17 protein-coding genes are annotated in these 17,704 nt (G+C 59.8%); 13 read left to right on the plus strand and 4 right to left on the minus strand.

What is annotated here, in order from left to right; genetic code table 11:
* Positions 1-10: 10 nt before the first annotated feature.
* Complete coding sequence (locus LIX91_RS09690) at positions 11-343, plus strand: YXWGXW repeat-containing protein (RefSeq protein ID WP_046236626.1); 333 nt, start codon at positions 11-13, stop codon at positions 341-343.
* Between the two features lie 61 nt (positions 344-404).
* On the opposite strand, the gene LIX91_RS09695 is transcribed toward LIX91_RS09690, so the two are convergent.
* Positions 405-893, minus strand: coding sequence for a phosphate-starvation-inducible protein PsiE (locus tag LIX91_RS09695; protein ID WP_003316964.1), 489 nt, complete (start codon positions 891-893; stop codon positions 405-407).
* A gap of 409 nt (positions 894-1,302) precedes the next feature.
* Between LIX91_RS09695 and LIX91_RS09700 the strand changes: the two genes are divergently transcribed.
* The 7 genes from LIX91_RS09700 to LIX91_RS09730 all read left to right on the plus strand — a co-directional run bounded on the left by LIX91_RS09700 (position 1,303) and on the right by LIX91_RS09730 (position 11,789).
* Positions 1,303-1,569, plus strand: a complete 267-nt coding sequence (locus tag LIX91_RS09700) for a YebG family protein (RefSeq protein WP_003365454.1) — start codon at positions 1,303-1,305, stop codon at positions 1,567-1,569.
* A 703-nt stretch (positions 1,570-2,272) separates the two neighbouring features.
* Positions 2,273-3,523, plus strand: coding sequence for a non-hydrolyzing UDP-N-acetylglucosamine 2-epimerase (gene wecB / locus LIX91_RS09705; protein ID WP_003408778.1), 1,251 nt, complete (start codon positions 2,273-2,275; stop codon positions 3,521-3,523).
* A gap of 166 nt (positions 3,524-3,689) precedes the next feature.
* Entirely contained in the window at positions 3,690-5,906 is a 2,217-nt protein-coding gene (locus LIX91_RS09710; RefSeq protein WP_226488409.1) for a cellulose biosynthesis cyclic di-GMP-binding regulatory protein BcsB, read from the plus strand.
* A 12-nt stretch (positions 5,907-5,918) separates the two neighbouring features.
* On the plus strand, positions 5,919-8,039 hold the full coding sequence (locus tag LIX91_RS09715) for a glycosyl transferase family protein (RefSeq protein WP_003408774.1): 2,121 nt from the start codon (positions 5,919-5,921) through the stop codon (positions 8,037-8,039).
* Positions 8,036-10,000: a bacteriophage N4 adsorption protein A gene (locus LIX91_RS09720; RefSeq protein WP_226488410.1), complete on the plus strand. Its 1,965-nt coding sequence runs from the start codon at positions 8,036-8,038 to the stop codon at positions 9,998-10,000. Before LIX91_RS09715 ends, LIX91_RS09720 begins: the two co-directional genes overlap by 4 nt.
* Positions 10,001-10,031: 31 nt before the next feature.
* Positions 10,032-10,904 carry a hypothetical protein gene (locus tag LIX91_RS09725; protein ID WP_226488411.1) on the plus strand — a complete coding sequence of 291 codons (873 nt, stop codon included), beginning with the start codon at positions 10,032-10,034 and terminating at the stop codon, positions 10,902-10,904.
* An 81-nt stretch (positions 10,905-10,985) separates the two neighbouring features.
* Complete coding sequence (locus LIX91_RS09730) at positions 10,986-11,789, plus strand: SirB1 family protein (RefSeq protein ID WP_226488412.1); 804 nt, start codon at positions 10,986-10,988, stop codon at positions 11,787-11,789.
* Between the two features lie 231 nt (positions 11,790-12,020).
* Here the strand turns inward: LIX91_RS09730 and LIX91_RS09735 are convergent, their stop codons facing one another.
* The 3 genes from LIX91_RS09735 to LIX91_RS09745 form a co-directional block, all read right to left on the minus strand.
* Complete coding sequence (locus LIX91_RS09735) at positions 12,021-12,578, minus strand: hypothetical protein (protein WP_003415125.1); 558 nt, start codon at positions 12,576-12,578, stop codon at positions 12,021-12,023.
* A gap of 213 nt (positions 12,579-12,791) precedes the next feature.
* Positions 12,792-13,703 carry an SDR family oxidoreductase gene (locus tag LIX91_RS09740; protein ID WP_226488413.1) on the minus strand — a complete coding sequence of 304 codons (912 nt, stop codon included), beginning with the start codon at positions 13,701-13,703 and terminating at the stop codon, positions 12,792-12,794.
* 111 nt (positions 13,704-13,814) lie between these two features.
* Positions 13,815-14,267, minus strand: a complete 453-nt coding sequence (locus LIX91_RS09745) for a flavodoxin (RefSeq protein WP_003408755.1) — start codon at positions 14,265-14,267, stop codon at positions 13,815-13,817.
* 207 nt (positions 14,268-14,474) lie between these two features.
* On the opposite strand from LIX91_RS09745, the gene LIX91_RS09750 reads away from it, so the two are divergent.
* The 5 genes from LIX91_RS09750 to folX all read left to right on the plus strand — a co-directional run bounded on the left by LIX91_RS09750 (position 14,475) and on the right by folX (position 17,698).
* On the plus strand, positions 14,475-15,080 hold the full coding sequence (locus tag LIX91_RS09750) for a hypothetical protein (protein WP_003408751.1): 606 nt from the start codon (positions 14,475-14,477) through the stop codon (positions 15,078-15,080).
* Positions 15,081-15,231: 151 nt separating this feature from the next.
* Positions 15,232-15,798 (plus strand): antibiotic biosynthesis monooxygenase, encoded by a 567-nt coding sequence (locus LIX91_RS09755; protein ID WP_003346204.1) that lies wholly within the window; start codon positions 15,232-15,234, stop codon positions 15,796-15,798.
* A 233-nt stretch (positions 15,799-16,031) separates the two neighbouring features.
* A complete protein-coding gene (gene folM / locus LIX91_RS09760; protein ID WP_046236635.1) occupies positions 16,032-16,742 on the plus strand; it encodes a dihydromonapterin reductase in 711 nt (236 codons plus the stop codon).
* A gap of 21 nt (positions 16,743-16,763) precedes the next feature.
* A complete protein-coding gene (folE, locus tag LIX91_RS09765; protein WP_003346200.1) occupies positions 16,764-17,327 on the plus strand; it encodes a GTP cyclohydrolase I FolE in 564 nt (187 codons plus the stop codon).
* A complete protein-coding gene (folX, locus tag LIX91_RS09770; protein WP_226488414.1) occupies positions 17,327-17,698 on the plus strand; it encodes a dihydroneopterin triphosphate 2'-epimerase in 372 nt (123 codons plus the stop codon). Before folE ends, folX begins: the two co-directional genes overlap by 1 nt.
* Positions 17,699-17,704: the final 6 nt, after the last annotated feature.

Below are 17,704 nucleotides of genomic sequence, written 5' to 3' on the forward strand. Positions count from 1 at the left end.
AGGAGGCAACATGTATTTACGTTATGGGGTATTGATCGCATCACTTGCGATAGCGTCAGGCTGTGTCGAGGAGCGTGTGGTCCATGAACGACCGCACGTCCATCATGAATACGTCGAAGAAGTGATCGCGCCGCAACCGCCACCGGAACGCGTCGTCGAGGTGGAACCGGCCCCTCGTCCCGGCTATATATGGGCACGCGGTTACTGGCACTGGAACGGCCAGCGATTCGTGCCGGTGCATGGCCACTGGGAAACCGAACGACCCGGCTATCACTATGTGCATCCGCACTGGGAAAGCGCTGGTGACGGCTGGCACTGGCGTGCCGGGGTCTGGCTGAACTGATTGCCTTCTTTGATAAGCAGCGTGCTGGCGGCATCGTGCACAGATGCCGCCGCTGCCTCGATCAGATTTCGCCCTTTTCTTCCGTCACCGCGCCTTTGACAGTGCTGGACGAATCGGGAATCTTCGCCGACGGGTATTTGTACGACGCATAGCGCACCACCAGAATCGCAAACGCCAGCAACAGAATGCCGCCACACAGGTAGATGATGCCAATATCCGGCGGGTTGTGATGGGACACGTCGGAAATCAGCAGGCGGGTCAGTGCAGTGATCGCGACATAGATCAGGAAGCGCACGGGCATGTGGTTGGTCTTGAAATAAATCCCGGTCATCGCCCCCAGCTCGAGATAGATGAACAGCAGCAGGATGTCATCGACCGTGACGTTGCCTTTCTCGACCATCCCCAGAAATGCAACCACTGACGCCCAGGCAGTGATCGCGCCGATCGCGAACAGCGCCAGAAAGTGGAAGCTCTCCACACACAGGTTGCCCAGTGACTCGGCCTGCGCATGCACGCGGTGTCTTATCTTTACTGCCCATTTGTTCCCCATGACGCTTACCTCTGAACCTTCGTTTATGCCGACCGGATGATGCCGGGTACTCGTGACACCCTTGTGGCCTGCTTTTTAAAGCAGGAACAGGGCCATAGGCTATGGTTGAGAGCGCGGCGGGTTGTCGCAAGGCACATTTGCAGCGCAAAAAAGATGCGTAAACGCCACTATTCAGGCAGTGCTTGATTGGCACATGGCTTTTACTGTATAAAAACACAGTAATCGAGAAATCGCTTTCGCTGTTGCGTCGCAGGCCAGCCTCCCTAAAGGTCTTCACGCAGAGCCCGCTACACCTGACCGGCGCGCTGGTCATGCACGATCGATGCTTTGCATACCCGCTGGTCAGAGCACAAAGCGCTGAACGCCCGGGTCTAGCCCTTTCAACACTGGATAAGACGACGAGGCCAAAATGGCTGTTGAAACCCTTTACCGCAGTACCCGCGATCTGGAGACTACTTTCGTGGACCGTAAACTCGCCGATGCGCACGACCAAATGCTCGAGCTGGCCGAGCTTCTCACCGACGTCCTGATCAAGAACGTGCCGGGGATCTCGGAGAAGCATGCAGAGGACGCGAGCATTTACATGGCGAAGAATCGCGCCGTGTTCGCAGCGGCGTTCAAGAACAACGCGACCGCGCTCAGCGAGCTGTCGGAACCGGCCGAGGCGAAAGACTGATTCCGTTGTGGGCTGCGACTCCCCTCATTGCGAGGGGGTCGCCAATCATTCTCATTTAATGGCTGGGCAATCACCCGTATTGCTGCTACAACTCAATACTGTATATGCCGCACAACTTGAACAGCATCTAAGCCCGTTCCTAACATCCCGTCTCCCCGTCAGCGTGTCAAACTCGATACATTATCAAAGTTCCCAACCGTCATTATATCAGCGTCATTTTTGTGAACCCCTTCTCTCTTCCTGTCATTAAACAGGCGTCAGGATTCTGCTGTAGTGACGCACACCTCAGCCCTGCTAGTTTTGTTGGAACTTTTTGCCATCACTCATAACTACGCGTGGCAAGCCGGCATTCAAAACAGCTGAAAAAGCGTTCCAGAAGCCCTTGAAAACCCCGTTTTCATTGACCCAAACGGCAGCTCTCAAAAAATTTAACCCTGTACTGACCGTGGTGAAATTCTAAAGTTCCTACTCATTGTTACTTTGAAAAATACTTAATAAAACGTTTTGCTTTATTATCCTGTTCTGTTAATAATTCTGACAAATCCGGGTAACAAGGCATATTGCTACATTCACACTGAAGTGAACATCGAGCCACAAACTCCGATCTTTCCGCCCGAGAAACTCATCAACTCGCAAGCTGACCAAGCTGTTCTCAGTCTGGTTTTTGCTGCTGTGCGACGCGCTAAGGGCGCGGGAGGAAATAATGGCTGGTCTGCACCCCAGAATGAAGGTCCTTTCCATTTTCGGTACTCGTCCGGAGGCCATCAAAATGGCTCCCCTGGTCAGAGCACTGGCTGCCGAGCCAGGTATCGACTCAAGAATCTGCATTACCGGGCAGCATCAAAGCATGCTGCAACAGGTGCTGGACATGTTCGAGCTCAAAGCCGACTACAGCCTTGATGTCATGCGCCCGGATCAGACGCTGAACTCGCTGACCGCTGCGCTTTACGCGGCGATCGACCCGATTCTGGACGAGATGAAACCGGACAAGGTGCTGGTTCACGGCGACACCACATCAGCCATGGTGGCGGCCATGTCGGCCTTTCATCGCCGCATCCCCATCGGCCACGTCGAAGCAGGTCTGCGCACCGGTGACATCCGTCAGCCATGGCCTGAGGAGATGAACCGTCGCTGCATCGATCTGATTTCCGATCACCTGTTCGCTCCCACCGCCGAGTCGCGCCGCAACGTGCTGGGCGAGCGTTTGCAGGGCATTTCGTTCGTGACCGGCAATACCGTGATCGACGCCCTGCACCTGACCGCGCAACGAATCGACAGCAACCGTCAGCTGCGCCATGCCCTTGATCGCCAGTTTTCGTTCCTGGTGCCCGAACGCAGGGTGCTGGTGGTGACCGGTCATCGTCGCGAGAACTTCGGCGACGGCTTCCTCAATATCTGCAAGGCGCTGGGCGAGCTTGCCAGACGCGACGACATACAGATCGTCTACCCGGTGCACCTGAACCCCAACGTACTGGGGCCGGTGACCGAGCACCTGGGCGACCTGCCCAACGTGCACCTGATCAAACCGCTGGACTACCTGTCGTTCGTGCGCCTGATGCAACGCGCTCACGTCATCCTCACCGACTCCGGTGGCGTGCAGGAAGAAGCGCCGTCGCTGGGCAAACCGGTATTGGTCATGCGCGATGTCACCGAGCGCCCGGAAGCGGTCGCGGCAGGCACCGTGCGCCTGGTGGGTACCGAGACGGACGCCATCATTCGTGGCGTGAACGCCCTGTTTGATGATGATGCCCTGTGGCAGAACGCCTCCCGCTCGGCCAACCCTTATGGCGACGGCAAAGCCAGTTCACGGATCGTCGATGCCCTGATGGGTCGCCCGGTGGATGAGTTTGTCGCCGAGCTGCCGCGTCAGCGCCAGGACTCGATGGACAGGCACCTGGATACACGAATCAAGCCGCAGCACGAACATGCAGAGTTGCGCTCGATGGCCAGCTAGCACAACGGTCGCGCAGATAGCGCAGACACACCCTAAAAAATCCGCAGGAAGCAGTCCGCAAACAATACGGGCACCCGGTTCAGACCGAGTGCCCGAAAAACGTTGTAGCAGACCGGCAGCCTGTATCAAGACCCAATGGCCTTGAGCCTTTACCGAGATCTGCACGATGAAATCTTCCGTTGCCGTAAACATGGGCGCGTTTGGCGTACTTGCCTGCGGGATGAGCCTGCTGGCTCTGATGCCTGCATTCGCCCTGGCTGCCGACAGCCCGCTGACCCAGGCGATCAACCGAATCACTGCCGACAATCGCCAGGAGCGCGTGGTCGAGCTGAGGGAGCTGGGTATCGATCGCCCGATCATCCTCAATGCCACCGATGCCCGCCGCGAGCTGTACCTGCCGGTGCCAGCCAATGTGCCGTTGACCGAGGCCACGCTGAATTTCGATGCCAGCTACCTGAACGGCGAGGCAGGCCGCAACACGCTGCTGCTGTCGCTGGACGGTTATCCGGTACGTGCGCTGGGCCTCAATGAAGAACAGGGCAACGCCAGTGCGACGCTGGGCGTCGACAAGGCGGCGCGGGAAAACGGCTCGGTGCGGCTGGGGATTGCCTGGTCGTCGGTGATCTCGAAAGTGCTCTGCGAAGACGAACGCGCGATCGGCAACGTGTTGCGCATCGATCCGCACACGCGCCTGACCTACAGCTATGACGCCAGCCAGTTGCAGGACGTCGGCGCGGTATGGAACGCACTGCCCGGCAAACCCGGCCTGCTGGTCGCACCCGGCACATTGTCGAACGCCAGCTACGATGCCGCCTGGCGTCTGGGCGTAGCGCTGGAGCGCATCGGCAAGCAGGCACGCATCCTGCCGTTTCCTGCGGTGCAGGACAGCGTGGACCGGAGCGGCCTGACCATTCCGGCGGAACTCAAGCAGATTCCGGCGTTTGCAGGGCTCGAAGGCAAGGGCCAGTACACCCTGCGCGACCCGGCGGAAATCGGTGCATTGCTGATGCTCGGCCAGACACCTGCCTTGCAGGCCGACCTGGCGATCAGCGATCCACAGCTGCTCAAGGCAATCGACGACGCCATGGACGCTCTCCAGGCGCAGGTGCAGGGCCTGGACGCTTCGGCGGCCAGCGCACTGGGCCAATGGCGCGAGCGCCACATCAAGAAGCCGCTCGCCAACAGCACCGGGGATGACGTGAGTCTGGCCCTGCTGGGCAATCGTGCACTGCTGATGATCAAGCCGGAGTCGGCCAACAAGGCCATTGGCCTGTTCAGCTCGGCGTGGAACAAACTGGCGCGCAATCGCCAGCTGACCATCGGTGAAGAAGCCGCCATGCCTCTGAGCGAAGACGGTCGCGTCGCGCTGACCCGTCTGGGCGGCAAGCCCGGCACGGTGGATGTGCTGGCAAAAACCGACTGGAGCGCCTCGTTCCCGCTGGGCAGCGTTGCCTATGACGGTCGTGTGCCGGTAACTGCGATGATCGATATCGCTGCCGCCCCCGGCGCATCGGGTACCCCGCCGGTTGCCACGCTGTTCCTCAACGATTACCTGATCGGCGCGATGCAACTGACGGCCGATGGCAAGAAAGAACGCATCGAAGCGCGCATTCCGCAGTACGCACTGGCGGCGCAGAACGTCCTGCGCGTGTCCTTCCAGCGTCAGCCGGTCAGCAACCAGTGCCTGGAAACGCCGCAGGCGTTCCCGATCTCGGTATTGCCGACCAGCCACATCGTGCTGGACAAGGTCACGCCTGACGAAAACTTCTCGGGCATGGCGGCACGCTTCGCCACCGACACGCAGATCATGGTACCCAAGGGCTACCTTGAGCACCCGGCCAGCAGCCTGCCGCAAGTCATCCGTATTGCCAGCGCCTCCGGCGTCTCGCCGTTGCGCGCACAGCTCAGCGTCAGCGATGACGCCAGCGTAGCCGTAGCCCCGGCCAAGTCTTTCCTGGCCTTCGAACTGCCCATCAAGGACGGCGCGGAGTCGGTCAAGGCCAGCAACGACGGGCATCTGCTGATCAACCACAAAGAGCAGACGCTGCTCGACCTCAAGTCGCTCAATCACCTGGCTTCGCTGCAAGTGATCGAAGCCGGCGGCCAGCACGGCATGATCTATCGCACCCTGGGCGGTCAGACCCCGGTTTTCGAACGTCCGGTACTGCTGGAACGTGGCAACGCCGCGGTGCTGGCTGACAGCGGCCCGATCGCCACCTTCGACGCCAAGGACCCGACCGGTAGCCAGATGATCGAGGAGGAGGAAAGCACCGGCATCGACGCCTGGCGTAAACCTTCGCTGCTGTGGCTGATCCCGGCCGGCATCGTACTTTTTCTCATTCTGTTGCTGGCTGGCCGTAGCGCCCGTCGCAATCGCTCGTAACAGGCCGCCGCAATGACGTCGCTCTATTGGCCTTACTGGCTGGCCCATTACTACAGCGTGCTGGAAGTCGCGACGATCGTTGTCGGGCTGATCATTCTGGTATCGAGTATCGATGACCTGTTCATCGATATCTGGTACTGGTCGCGGCGGCTGTACCGCAAGTTCACCGCCGAACGCCGCTACCGGCCGCTGACTGCCGAGCAGTTGATTGCCCGCGACGAGCAGCCGCTGGCGATCATGGTTCCGGCCTGGCTGGAATACGACGTCATCGCGCCGATGATCGAAAACATGGTGTCGACGCTCGACTATCAGAACTACGTGGTGTTCGTCGGCACTTACATCAACGACCAACGCACCATCGATGAAGTCGAGCGCATGCGTCGCCGCTACAAGCAGTTGCACCGAGTGGAGGTGCCGCACGCCGGCCCCACCTGTAAGGCCGACTGCCTGAACTGGGTGATCCAGGCGATTTTTCTGTACGAGAAGACTCATTCCGTACAGTTCGCCGGGACCATCCTGCACGACAGCGAAGACGTGCTGCACCCGCTTGAACTGCGCCTGTTCAATTACCTGCTGCCACGCAAGGACATGATCCAGTTGCCGGTCGTGTCGCTGGAACGCAACTGGTACGAATGGGTGGCCGGCACCTACATGGACGAGTTCGCCGAATGGCACGGCAAGGACCTGGTGGTACGCGAAAGCATGACTGACACCGTCCCTTCGGCTGGCGTCGGCACTTGTTTCTCGCGACGTGCGCTGATGGTGCTGGCGGATGAAAACCAGAACCAGCCGTTCAATACCGAAAGCCTGACCGAGGACTACGACGTCGGCGCGCGATTGGCGAAGTACGGTATGCAGGCGATCTTCGTACGCTTCCCGGTGCAATTTCGGGTGCTGCGCAAATCGTGGTTCCGCAAGCCTTATGAGTCGACGCTGGAAATGCCGCTGTGCGTGCGCGAATTCTTCCCGGACACCTTCCGCACCGCCTTTCGCCAGAAAGCGCGCTGGACGCTGGGTATCGGCTTGCAAGGCTGGGAGCAAATGGGCTGGACCGGCTCGCTGGCCAACCGATACCTGCTGTTTCGGGACCGCAAGGGTGTGGTCACGTCATTCGTCAGTATCCTTGCTTATGCCATTCTCATTCAGTTGCTGGCGCTGATTGTGCTGCGCTCCAGCGGAGTCTGGAACACCAGCTTTCCGACACCTTTTGAAACCACCGGGCTGATTCAGTATCTGCTGGTGGCCAACGGCATCGCATTGCTGTGGCGGATCCTGCATCGCTGCTACTTCACCACTGTGCTTTACGGCTGGCAGCACGGTTTGCTGTCGATACCGCGCATGGTGGTCGGCAACTTCGTCAACTTCATGGCTGCGGCGCGGGCCTGGCGGATGTTTCTGGTGGGCAAGGTGCTCAACCGCAAGCTGGTCTGGGACAAGACCATGCACGACTTTCCGTCTTCCGATCTGATTGCCGTCGCACCCCGCCGCCTGGGCAGCGTGCTGTTGTCCTGGCAAGCCATCAACGACGAAAAACTGCAGACCGCACTGGCTGAACAGCAAACCCGTCAGGTGCCCCTGGGCAGGATTCTGTTGAGTCATGGCTGGCTCGACGATGAAACCCTTGCCGAGGCCATCGCTTTTCAGAACGATCTGCCGCGAGTGTTCGACATCGCCAGCAAGCGTGCCGACAGCAGTGTGCTGGCCGATGAGTTCTGCCTGCGCTGGCGTGTCGTGCCGTTGCAAATGAATGCGCTGGGGCGCCAGGAAATTGCAGTGGCCAGCCCGCTGCCGCCTGATGGTCTGCAGCAGATTACCGAACAGCTGGGTGCCGAGCCGGTGCAGTTGATTGCCCGTGAAAGCGACATCGTCGCGCAGTTGCGTCAGCTTCAGGTGGTCGAGGGTCAGCCGCTTCCAGCCAGAGCACCACTGCTGGGCGATCTGCTCATCGAGCAAGGCCTGCTGGACCGCGACGTGTTCCAGAAAGCCATGCTCGGCTACCGCCCGCATGTGCATGGCCGCATCGGCGACTACCTGGTCGACATCGGCGTGCTGCCCAGAGAAACCATCGAACAGGCTGTGGCACGTCAGCACAACCATTACCGATCTGACGATCAAACGGAGCAGCCACTATGAAGCGCCCCTTCATCCTGTCGCTGCTGGTGAGCGGCCTGGGTCTTGTCGCACCGCTCAGCCAGGCGGAGACACTGCCCCTGCCGTTGACCGGACCCGCCTATGCCATCGCCAACGAAGCCTACATGGCCTACAACCGCAAGGATTACGACCTGGCCATCGCCAAGGCGAACGAAGCGTTGCGTCAGCGCGGTGACGCTCAGCAGTTGCGTGACCTCATTACGTTGGCCGAACGCGACAAGTACCGCCGCGATCACCCGCAACGCGCTTACAAGACACGCCCCAAGCCTGGCTATCTGGAAGGCAATCAGGCGCTGCGTGCCTATGCCAGGCACGACTATGACGGCTCGGCCAGTCATGCGCGCAAGGCCATTGCCCAGGCACCAAAGAACCTCGATTACCGCATGATGCTGATCGAGGCGCTGCAACGTCAGCAGCGTCTGGACGAAGCACAGGCAGCCATCAACGATGCCGAGCAGGCATTGGGGCCGCAACAGGTCCTGACGCGTCGTCGGCAGGCGATTCAGGAGCAGGTAGCAGTCGACAAGGCAGCCACCGGCTATAAGGCTCTGGCACGCGGCGATAACGACACCGCAGTCAGCGAGGCGCGCGAGGCCGTTCGCAGTTTTCCGAAACAGATGGCCTACAGAAAGCTGCTGGTCAGCGCCCTGATTGCCCAAGGGCAGTATGCCGAAGCGCGCTCTGCGGCCACCGAAGCGCTGGCGCTGAATGGCAACGACGCTACCCTGCTCGTCCAGCGCGGGCAAATACGTCAGCGCCTGGGCGATCAGGACGGTGCACGTCAGGACTTCGCCCAGGCCATGGCGGTCGGCAACCTGCCACTGCGTGAACAGGCCTCGTTGTATGCCGCCATGGGCCAGCCGAGTGAGGCGCTGCAACGTCTGCAGCAAGCTCGCGATGCGGGCCAACTGCAACCCGGCGATGAAGTGCAGATTGCCTATTTCCTCAGCCAGGCAGGCGATGATCAAGGCGCGCTGGATACCTTCAAGCGTGTCGACCGTCAGTCCGGCCTCAAGCCACGCGAAGTGCAGGATGCCGCCTACAGCGCGATGCGCACGTCGAATGATGCGCAGGCCATCGCCTACTTCAAGCGCGTGCTCGATTATCAGCAGACCGGCGATCTGCAGATGCCCGCGCAACAGGTGTTCGATACGCGACGTGCCGTTTCTGATCTGTCCCGTGAATGGGGCCTGACCAACACCACGACTTATCGGGGTGCCAGCACCAGCAGCGGCCTGAGCGGCGCGCCCGGCGGCAGCAATGACAGCGTGCAGAACAGTACCGAAGTGTTCTGGCGCCCCTTCGGTTACCGCAATGCGCGCTTCGTCGAGCTTTACGGACGCGTCACCGACACGCTGTGGAGCAAGGAAGGCGACTCCGACACAGGCGCGGACGCCTTGCAGGGCGCGCTCGGTATCCGGGTCAAGCCGTTCAGCGCAGTCAACGTGATCGGCGCCTTCGAACGCACCTTCCCGCTGGGCAACTCCAACGCCGATGGCGACTGGCTGGTGCGCCTGGGCTATGGCTCGAGCATCGGCACCGACCTGCGCGTCGATGTACCGAGCTGGTGGACTTCGCAGCTGTACGCTGAAGGCGGGCGCTATTTGCAGGACAAGCGCAACTACTTCAACAGTGAGTGGCAGGTCGGGCGCAGCTTCCGTCTGGACAGCATCAGCCCGCGGCTGGTGGTGTTTCCCCATGTGGTCGCTGCAGTGGACTACGATTCGAAGATGCGCAGTGAGGTCGACAGCCTCGGCCGTAGCAGCACATCATCGGGTAATGCTGGCGGGCTTGGTGTCGGTACGGGCGTGCGTTACTGGTTCCGTGAGGATAAGTACAAGGCGCCGCAGTCGTATGTCGACTTCTCCGTGCAGTATCGCGAGAAAGTGTTTGGCGATGACCGCGCAGAAGGCGTCTTCGCACGCATGACGTTCTCGTGGTGACCCGCGCCCGTCCCCCATCAGGGAGTAATGTTTGAAGGCTCTGGCCGCACTGCTGCGACAGGCGACATTGATCAAGACCTCGCTGGCCGCCCTGCTGGTGGGGGCAATCGCCCTCGGCACCAGCGAGCTGTATGTGCTGATCCAGCCCAAGGGCCCGGGCGTGCTCGGCATCGTCTGGCAACCGGATAACGCAACGGTTGGCATAAGCGGCAACTGGGACAGGCTCGGCGCACGGCAATTGCTCGTGCAGTGGACGGCGGTCGATGACCAGGCGTTCATACCGGGCACGCCGATGATCAGCGTGCCCGTGTTGCCGGACTGGACACGCATCGGCAAGGAGCCGTGGGCGCAGGAGGTGATCCTTGGGCTGGCCGGGTACTTCAGCGAAACCCGCTCACGGGACAATATCGAGCAACTGGCGGTGCTTTCGGCACAACTGGCCAAGGTGAAAACGCCGCTCAATGTCACCGGCTGGTACTTCCCCGCCGAGGTCGACCCCAGCTGGAGTCGTGCCAAGGAGTTACCGGCACTGCTGGCGAAACTGCCCAGACCACTGTGGATCAGCGTCTACGATGGCGCCAATATCGGGCCCGCCGCCACGGCGGACTGGCTGAAAACCTGGCTGCCGGACGATATCGGCGTGTTCTTTCAGGATGGCGTGGGGGTCTATGCGCGCACCGCTCCGGTTGCCCGGACCTACGCCGACGCGCTGCGCAAACGGCTGGGCAAGAATCGCGTGAGAATCATCGTCGAAGCTTTTCGCCCGCAGGTCGGTGGCGGCTTCCGCCCGGCAACGGCGGCCGAACTGAAACCGCAGATCGCCGCCTTCGATGGCTATCCGCTGTATCTGTTCGACGGTCCGCACTATGTGACACCCGACCTGATAGAAGCCCTGAACAAGTAGAAACAAGTGGCGCTGGACGAAATTCGCGCACAGGGCTACAAAGAGTCTTCGCACTGGATTTCGAGCCGCACGGAGTGGTCCATGACGCCACGTCAGCATTGCCTGGCCTGCCTGCAACAGACACCGCCCTTGGTGTTTGAAGCTGCGTTATGGGTGTCGACCGAACATGACGCGCACTTCGCGTGGCATGAGGTAATGAGCGAAATGGATCGCTTGCAACGCCAGATAAGCGCGGCGCTGCCTGTCCTGCCTGCGCCTGAACTCGCGCAACCGCTGTTGCGGCAGCTCAACGCGCTGGGTTTTCAGCAGGATGACTGGAACCCTCCCAAACCCGATTCGGCCCTTTTGCACAGGATCGTGGAGCAGCGTCGAGGCCAGCCGCTGGGGCTGGCAATGATCGCGCTGGAGATCGCACGGCGCCTGGACATCGCCATGGAAGGCGTTAACTTCCCGGGTCACTTCCTGCTGCGCGTGCCGGGTGCCGATCACCTGCTCGACCCCTGCAGCGGGCGCAGGCTCTATCCCGCCGACTGCCGCGAGCTGTTGATCAGGCAGTTCGGCCCGACCATGAAGCTGCGCGCCGAGCATATGACACGCGCCACATCGACCAGCATGCTGCAACGGTTGTCACGCAACCTGCGGCACCTGCATCAGATCAACGATAATGTTCTCGCGGCGCTCAAGGATGCCGACCGCATCGTCGAACTGGGCCAGGCCACCAGCAGCGATCACCTGGCCCGCGCCAGTCTGTACCAGTTTCTCGAATGCCCGCAGGCCGAACGCTTCGATCTGGAAGGCGCGCTGCTGCTCAGTGAAGACCCACTGCAAAGACTCCAGCTGGCCGAGCGTCTGAGCCGCTTACCGGCAAACCACCGCGTTCATTGAGCACCCTGCTCATTCGCTGTGAATTGTTACTTGCCGGGTAATGCTGCATATCCTGCGCGGGGATTTTTCAGGCGCGTGATGGCGGTTAACCTGCGCGCGTTAAATCGACGTGGATTTGCAAGCTCCCTTGATCCTGCGTTTTGTTTGGCCGCCGTGCAGGTCTCTGTGCAGCGGCCTTTTTTATTGCCCACAGGTTTTAACGCGCTGCGCGTTTACGCCGTGCAACGTGCCTCAGCCCTTGGCATTCGGCGTTCTTTTGATCAGCCCCTTGTTTTCCATGTCCTTGATCTTGCGCATCTCGTAACTGTCACCCGACTCGGCAAACACCTGAAGATTCTGCAGGATATGGATGGTCTTGATGTAGTCAGGCAATAGCGCGTTGGCATAGGGATCACCGCTCAGCGCTTTCTCTTTCATGTCGATGATCCGATTGGCAAAAAACTCCAGCGCGTTGATTTCCTTGCTGGGGTCGACCAGCTTGCCTTGCTTGTCGAACTCATCGCCTGCGCGACTCATCAACTCGGCGGTGTGATTATCGATCATGCCGAACTTGTACAGGATCATCCCCGCTCTGTTGAGATCCTTGGGGGTTATCTGTTCGGGGTTGAAGCCCTTGAACAGCGGTTTCATCTTGCGCTTTTCCATCGCCAGCGAATTGAGCGCAATCGAGTTTTCGCCCACCTCCTGAAGCACCTGGGTTACCTGTGCCGCAGCCTTCTTGACCTTGACTCGTTCAGGAGGCGCCGCGACGCTTACCGGCGGAAAGTCGCCCCATATTGATTTGGCCATGTGTCACTCCGGATATGAATGTGTTCAGACTTCATATCGGGGCCAGCACGGCATGATTGATAGGCGTGGAAAAATCCATACCTACCTTACCGCGCGAAAAGACAGCACTTACATAACTCGGTGAAACTTCTCACACATAATCAAGCCGTCAGCGTGAACAAGCGCGCACGCTCAACTGATAACTGCGGTCTTGCAGCAACTGCCAGAGGCTGTTTATTTAACGTACTTCTGCAGGTTGGCCATCATTTCCTGCAACGCCTCGCCAGTGTCGGCAGGGTGCGCAGCGTTGGCAAAATCACCAATCGTCTGCCATTGTGCCGCAACGTCTTCAGGGCTGAAGACTGTGTGCGGATCGAAACAGGCTCCCTGACTGCGCTGCCAGCGGACCTTGCCGATCCAGCCACCGCCCACTTCGAACAGCTCGCCGCTGCTCTGGCATTGTTCGCTGCACAGGTACACCACCAGCGGGCTGACCAGTTCGGGCTTGAGCAGCTCGAAGACATTGGCGGGGATCAGCCCCTCGGTCATGCGTGTGCCGCCCGTTGGTGCTATGGCATTGACGAGGATGCGGTGCTTGCGGCCTTCCAGCGCGAGGGTGCGGGTCAGCCCGTAAAGCCCCAGCTTGGCCGTCGCATAATTGGCTTGCCCGAAGTTGCCGTAGATACCGGATGTCGATGACGTGAAGATCACCCGTCCGTCATTCTGCTCGCGCAGATAAGGCCAGGCGGCATGGGTGACTTTGTAAGCGCCCTCGACATGGACGCGATAGACCAGGTCCCAGTCGGCGTCCTCCATGTTGGCGAAGGTCTTGTCACGCAGGATGCCAGCGTTGTTGACAAGCACATCGATACGCCCGAATGCATCCAGCGCATGCTGCACAATGCGGCCGCCCTCGGTGACCGAATCATGATTGGCTATTGCAGTGCCACCTGCCGCGCGAATCTCGGCCACGACGCGATCGGCAGCAGACGCACTGGCCCCTTCGCCATGCGCCGAACCACCCAGGTCGTTGACCACCACTCGCGCGCCGTGTTTCGCAAACAGCAGCGCATGAGCCCGACCCAGCCCGCCGCCTGCGCCGGTCACAATCACGACTTTATCGTCAAAACGCACTGACTCGCTCATCGCTGGCTCCATGCCTCAGGAAGACGTTGCGATGAGTGTCATCCACGCCCTGCACAGCCACAATCAACACCTGCTGCGCTGAATCATTCCCCATAAAGGAGCGCGATGTTTTCAGCCCAGGTGCTTGATAAACGCTTCCAGCCACGGCTCTGCGTCGGTTTCCGGGGTGACGCTTTCGCTTCCGTCCAGACGCAACATGTCCTGCACTTCGCTGACGCCCAACTCAGCGAACAGTTCGCGCATCTGCTCGCCGCCTGCGCAGAAGGTGTCGCCGTAACTGGCATCGCCCAGTGCGATCACCCCACCAGGCAATCCACGCAGTTCGCCTGGCAGACCGTCGCGCAGCGCTGCATAAAGAGGCATGAGGTTGTCGGGCAATTCGCCCATCCCGGTAGTCGATGTCACGGCAAGCAGCGCCTGAGGCTCGAAGGCGAGCAGCTCCGGCAGCATGAGGCGCGGATTGACGAGGGTCTCATGGCCGGCGGCACGCAACAGTGCGGCGGCGTGTCTGGCAACTTCCTCGGCCGATCCGTAGACCGTTCCACACACGATGGCGACTTTCATGGTTATTCCTGCAGCAGCTTAAAAAAGTGAAACATTATGCCTTAGAATGCCGTCTGAATTTTCTACGGACCATTCTGCCTTCGGATCTGCCCGAAGAAGCACAGCAGAGTTGAAACACTTGAATGAAAAAATATGACGGATGGCCAGAACACTTTACGGAATCAATGGTCTTTGTTCTCAATAACCGGTTAGACCGAGCCTCCGCCCATGCAACCTGATTCACTTCTCACCCAGGCTGAGCTGGATTTTATCCAGAGCATGCAGCGCAACCCCCAGCTGAACGTACGTGACAGTACGCGCAGTCTGCTGGTCAATGGCGGCATCCAGATCCAGGATCTGCTGACGAAGCTGGCCGCTCATGAGCAGGTCACGATCCATGCGCAGTTCGAGAATCAGCAGATGAATTTCCCTCTGCACCTGGTCGAGGACGAATTCCACGCACTGCATCTGGAGCTCGGCGCACCAAGTATCTTCGAGGAAGGTCCGAAGATCCGCCCATGGCGACTCGTGATGGAAGAGCCGATCCCTCTCGAAACCGAAAAGGGCGCGCTGACGGCACTCTGGGTTCACGAGCTGTCGTTCAAGGGTGTGCTGCTCGAGTACCGCAAGGAAGGCAAGCTGCCGAGAAACTTTTCCGCCTGGTTCAACCCGCCAGGGCAAGCGCCCATTCCGATGCGCGGCAAGCTGGAGCGCATGATCGGGCAAAACGTCGGCGCCTATCATTTCAGCAAACATGGCAAGGACGATGCCGAACGCTTGCGCCAGTACATCCTGCAAGAGCATCGTCGCAAACATCCGTCCTTGCACAAGTAACCCGCCTGCCCGGCAACGCTCTACCGGTCTCTCAGCGTTTCAGGAATAATCCTTGCTTGCTGTTCACGTGAAACTGTCGCGACCCACCATCCCGGATCGCGGCATGTGACCTCCCTACCCGGGAATTTCACGCCTCTACCGGAGATATACAATGTCTACCTCACCCGTCACCTTGATGGTTGCCCGCCGCGTGGCGCAGGGTCGCTACCATGAAATGATGGCCTGGCTGCACGAAGGCGAACAGCTGGCCACGGACTTTCCGGGGTATCTGGGTTCAGGGGTACTGGCGCCCCCGCCCGGCGATGATGAATTTCAGATCATTTTTCGCTTTACCGATGAGCACACCATGCACGCCTGGGAGCATTCCGCCTCTCGACGCTCTTGGCTGGTGCGCGGCAGCGGTCTTTTCGCACAACCCTCGGAGCATCGGGTCAGCGGCATCGACGGCTGGTTCGGCGCGATCGACCAGCGCCCGCCACGCTGGAAACAGGCTGTCGCGATCTGGCTGGCGTTTTTTCCCGTGTCGCTGATCTTCAATTTTCTACTGGGCCCGCTGCTCAATCATCTGGACCTGTTGCCGCGCATCATGATCAGCACGGCGGTGCTCACCCCACTGATGGTCTACCTGTTCATCCCGCTGTCCACGCGCCTGCTGGCACCCTGGCTGCAGAGCACGCCTGCACCGGCACGCCCGACGCAATCACCTTCCCCTCGTTAAGCTCATAAAGACCTGTACACCTTTACACCTCGGTACAGGTCTTGGTCGCTTCCCAGCCCCGCTCGTCTCCGCAGCCTCCCTGTGCTCAGCGCCTGCGAGCACTGCGTCGGCGAGTTTCATGATGTCCAGGGTTGTACAAAAAAATTCTCTGGTATAACTTTGCCTGTAAACCGGAAGAAACAATCGACCGTACAATCCCCGTCCACTACGGATAACCGATACGTGAGCTGTCGATGGCAATGTCTTCTGCACCGATCCTGATCACTGGCGCCAGCCAGCGCGTGGGCCTGCATTGCGCCTTGCGTCTGCTGGAACACGGGCAGCGGGTGATCATCAGTTATCGCACCGAGCACGAAAGTGTGACGGAGCTGCGCCAGGCTGGAGCAGTGGCCATCCACGGGGATTTTTCCTGTGAGGCCGGGATCATGGCCTTTGTCGAGCTGTTGAAAACCCAGACCTCGAGCCTGCGGGCCATTGTCCACAACGCTTCCGAGTGGCTGGCAGAAACACCGGGCGATGAAGCCGACAACTTCACCCGCATGTTCAGCGTGCACATGCTGGCGCCCTACCTGATCAATCTGCATTGCGAGTCGTTGCTGACCGCCAGTGAGGTCGCTGACATCGTGCATATCAGCGACGACGTGACCCGCAAGGGCAGCAGCAAGCACATCGCCTACTGCGCAACCAAGGCCGGCCTGGAAAGCCTGACGCTGTCCTTCGCCGCCAGGTTCGCCCCGCTTGTCAAAGTCAACGGCATAGCACCGGCGCTGTTGATGTTTCAACCCAAGGATGATGCGGCCTACCGCGCCAACGCCCTGGCCAAGTCGGCCCTGGGCATAGAGCCAGGTGCAGAGGTGATCTACCAGAGCCTGCGTTATCTTCTGGACAGCACCTATGTCACCGGCACAACACTGACCGTAAACGGCGGACGGCACGTCAAGTAAGCCGCCCCGAGGATCATTCTGATGAGTTCGTCCCTGCCCCAGCACTATCGAGACATTCTGCTCGGCCTTGGTGAAGATCCAGACCGCGAAGGTCTTCTGGACACGCCGAAACGCGCTTCCAAAGCCATGCAGTATCTGTGTCACGGCTACACCCAGAGTGTCGAAGAGATCGTCAATGGCGCCCTGTTCGCCTCCGACAACGATGAGATGGTCATCGTCCAGAACATCGAGTTGTACTCGCTTTGCGAGCACCACCTGCTGCCGTTCATAGGCAAGGCACATGTGGCGTACATTCCGACCGGCAAAGTGCTGGGCCTGTCGAAGATTGCACGCATCGTCGACATGTTTGCCCGACGTCTGCAGATTCAGGAAAACCTGACCAAGCAGATTGCCGATGCAATTCAGAAAGTCACCGGAGCCGCCGGCGTCGCCGTGGTCATCGAAGCCCAGCACATGTGCATGATGATGCGCGGCGTCGAAAAGCAGAATTCGACCATGAACACGTCAGTGATGCTGGGCGCCTTCCGGGACTCGAGCACCACGCGCATGGAGTTTCTGCAATTGATCGGACGGAGCAGACAATAATGGCAAGACTCGAACCTGGCACCGCGCGCATCCGGATCAAGGACCTGCGCTTGCGCACGTTCATCGGCATCAACGAGGACGAAATCCTCAACAAACAGGACGTGCTGATCAACCTGACGATTCTCTACGCCGCTCAGGAAGCCGTTCGGGATAACGACATCGAGCATGCCCTCAACTATCGCACCATCACCAAGGCCATCATCCAGCATGTCGAGGGCAATCGCTTTGCCCTGCTGGAACGGCTGACCCAGGAAGTGCTGGATCTGGTGATGAGCCACGAGGCGGTGACCTACGCTGAGGTGGAAGTCGACAAGCCGCATGCCCTGCGCTTTGCCGAATCGGTGTCGATCACGCTCGCCGGTCAACGCTGAAACTCT

The organism is Pseudomonas sp. B20 (genome assembly GCF_020515755.1).
Classification (GTDB): Bacteria; Pseudomonadota; Gammaproteobacteria; order Pseudomonadales; family Pseudomonadaceae; genus Aquipseudomonas; species Aquipseudomonas syringae.

What these genes read in the sequence shown, in the direction of transcription:
- LIX91_RS09715 (WP_003408774.1), top strand. Translation starts at nt 5,919, where the DNA reads ATGACGTCGCTCTATTGGCCTTACTGGCTGGCCCATTACTACAGCGTG.
- LIX91_RS09735 (WP_003415125.1), bottom strand. Translation starts at nt 12,578, where the DNA reads ATGGCCAAATCAATATGGGGCGACTTTCCGCCGGTAAGCGTCGCGGCG.
- LIX91_RS09755 (WP_003346204.1), top strand. Translation starts at nt 15,232, where the DNA reads ATGTCTACCTCACCCGTCACCTTGATGGTTGCCCGCCGCGTGGCGCAG.
- LIX91_RS09695 (WP_003316964.1), bottom strand. Translation starts at nt 893, where the DNA reads ATGGGGAACAAATGGGCAGTAAAGATAAGACACCGCGTGCATGCGCAG.
- LIX91_RS09720 (WP_226488410.1), top strand. Translation starts at nt 8,036, where the DNA reads ATGAAGCGCCCCTTCATCCTGTCGCTGCTGGTGAGCGGCCTGGGTCTT.
- wecB (WP_003408778.1), top strand. Translation starts at nt 2,273, where the DNA reads ATGGCTGGTCTGCACCCCAGAATGAAGGTCCTTTCCATTTTCGGTACT.
- LIX91_RS09740 (WP_226488413.1), bottom strand. Translation starts at nt 13,703, where the DNA reads ATGAGCGAGTCAGTGCGTTTTGACGATAAAGTCGTGATTGTGACCGGC.
- LIX91_RS09730 (WP_226488412.1), top strand. Translation starts at nt 10,986, where the DNA reads ATGACGCCACGTCAGCATTGCCTGGCCTGCCTGCAACAGACACCGCCC.
- folE (WP_003346200.1), top strand. Translation starts at nt 16,764, where the DNA reads ATGAGTTCGTCCCTGCCCCAGCACTATCGAGACATTCTGCTCGGCCTT.
- LIX91_RS09710 (WP_226488409.1), top strand. Translation starts at nt 3,690, where the DNA reads ATGAAATCTTCCGTTGCCGTAAACATGGGCGCGTTTGGCGTACTTGCC.
- LIX91_RS09690 (WP_046236626.1), top strand. Translation starts at nt 11, where the DNA reads ATGTATTTACGTTATGGGGTATTGATCGCATCACTTGCGATAGCGTCA.
- LIX91_RS09745 (WP_003408755.1), bottom strand. Translation starts at nt 14,267, where the DNA reads ATGAAAGTCGCCATCGTGTGTGGAACGGTCTACGGATCGGCCGAGGAA.
- folM (WP_046236635.1), top strand. Translation starts at nt 16,032, where the DNA reads ATGGCAATGTCTTCTGCACCGATCCTGATCACTGGCGCCAGCCAGCGC.
- LIX91_RS09700 (WP_003365454.1), top strand. Translation starts at nt 1,303, where the DNA reads ATGGCTGTTGAAACCCTTTACCGCAGTACCCGCGATCTGGAGACTACT.
- LIX91_RS09750 (WP_003408751.1), top strand. Translation starts at nt 14,475, where the DNA reads ATGCAACCTGATTCACTTCTCACCCAGGCTGAGCTGGATTTTATCCAG.
- folX (WP_226488414.1), top strand. Translation starts at nt 17,327, where the DNA reads ATGGCAAGACTCGAACCTGGCACCGCGCGCATCCGGATCAAGGACCTG.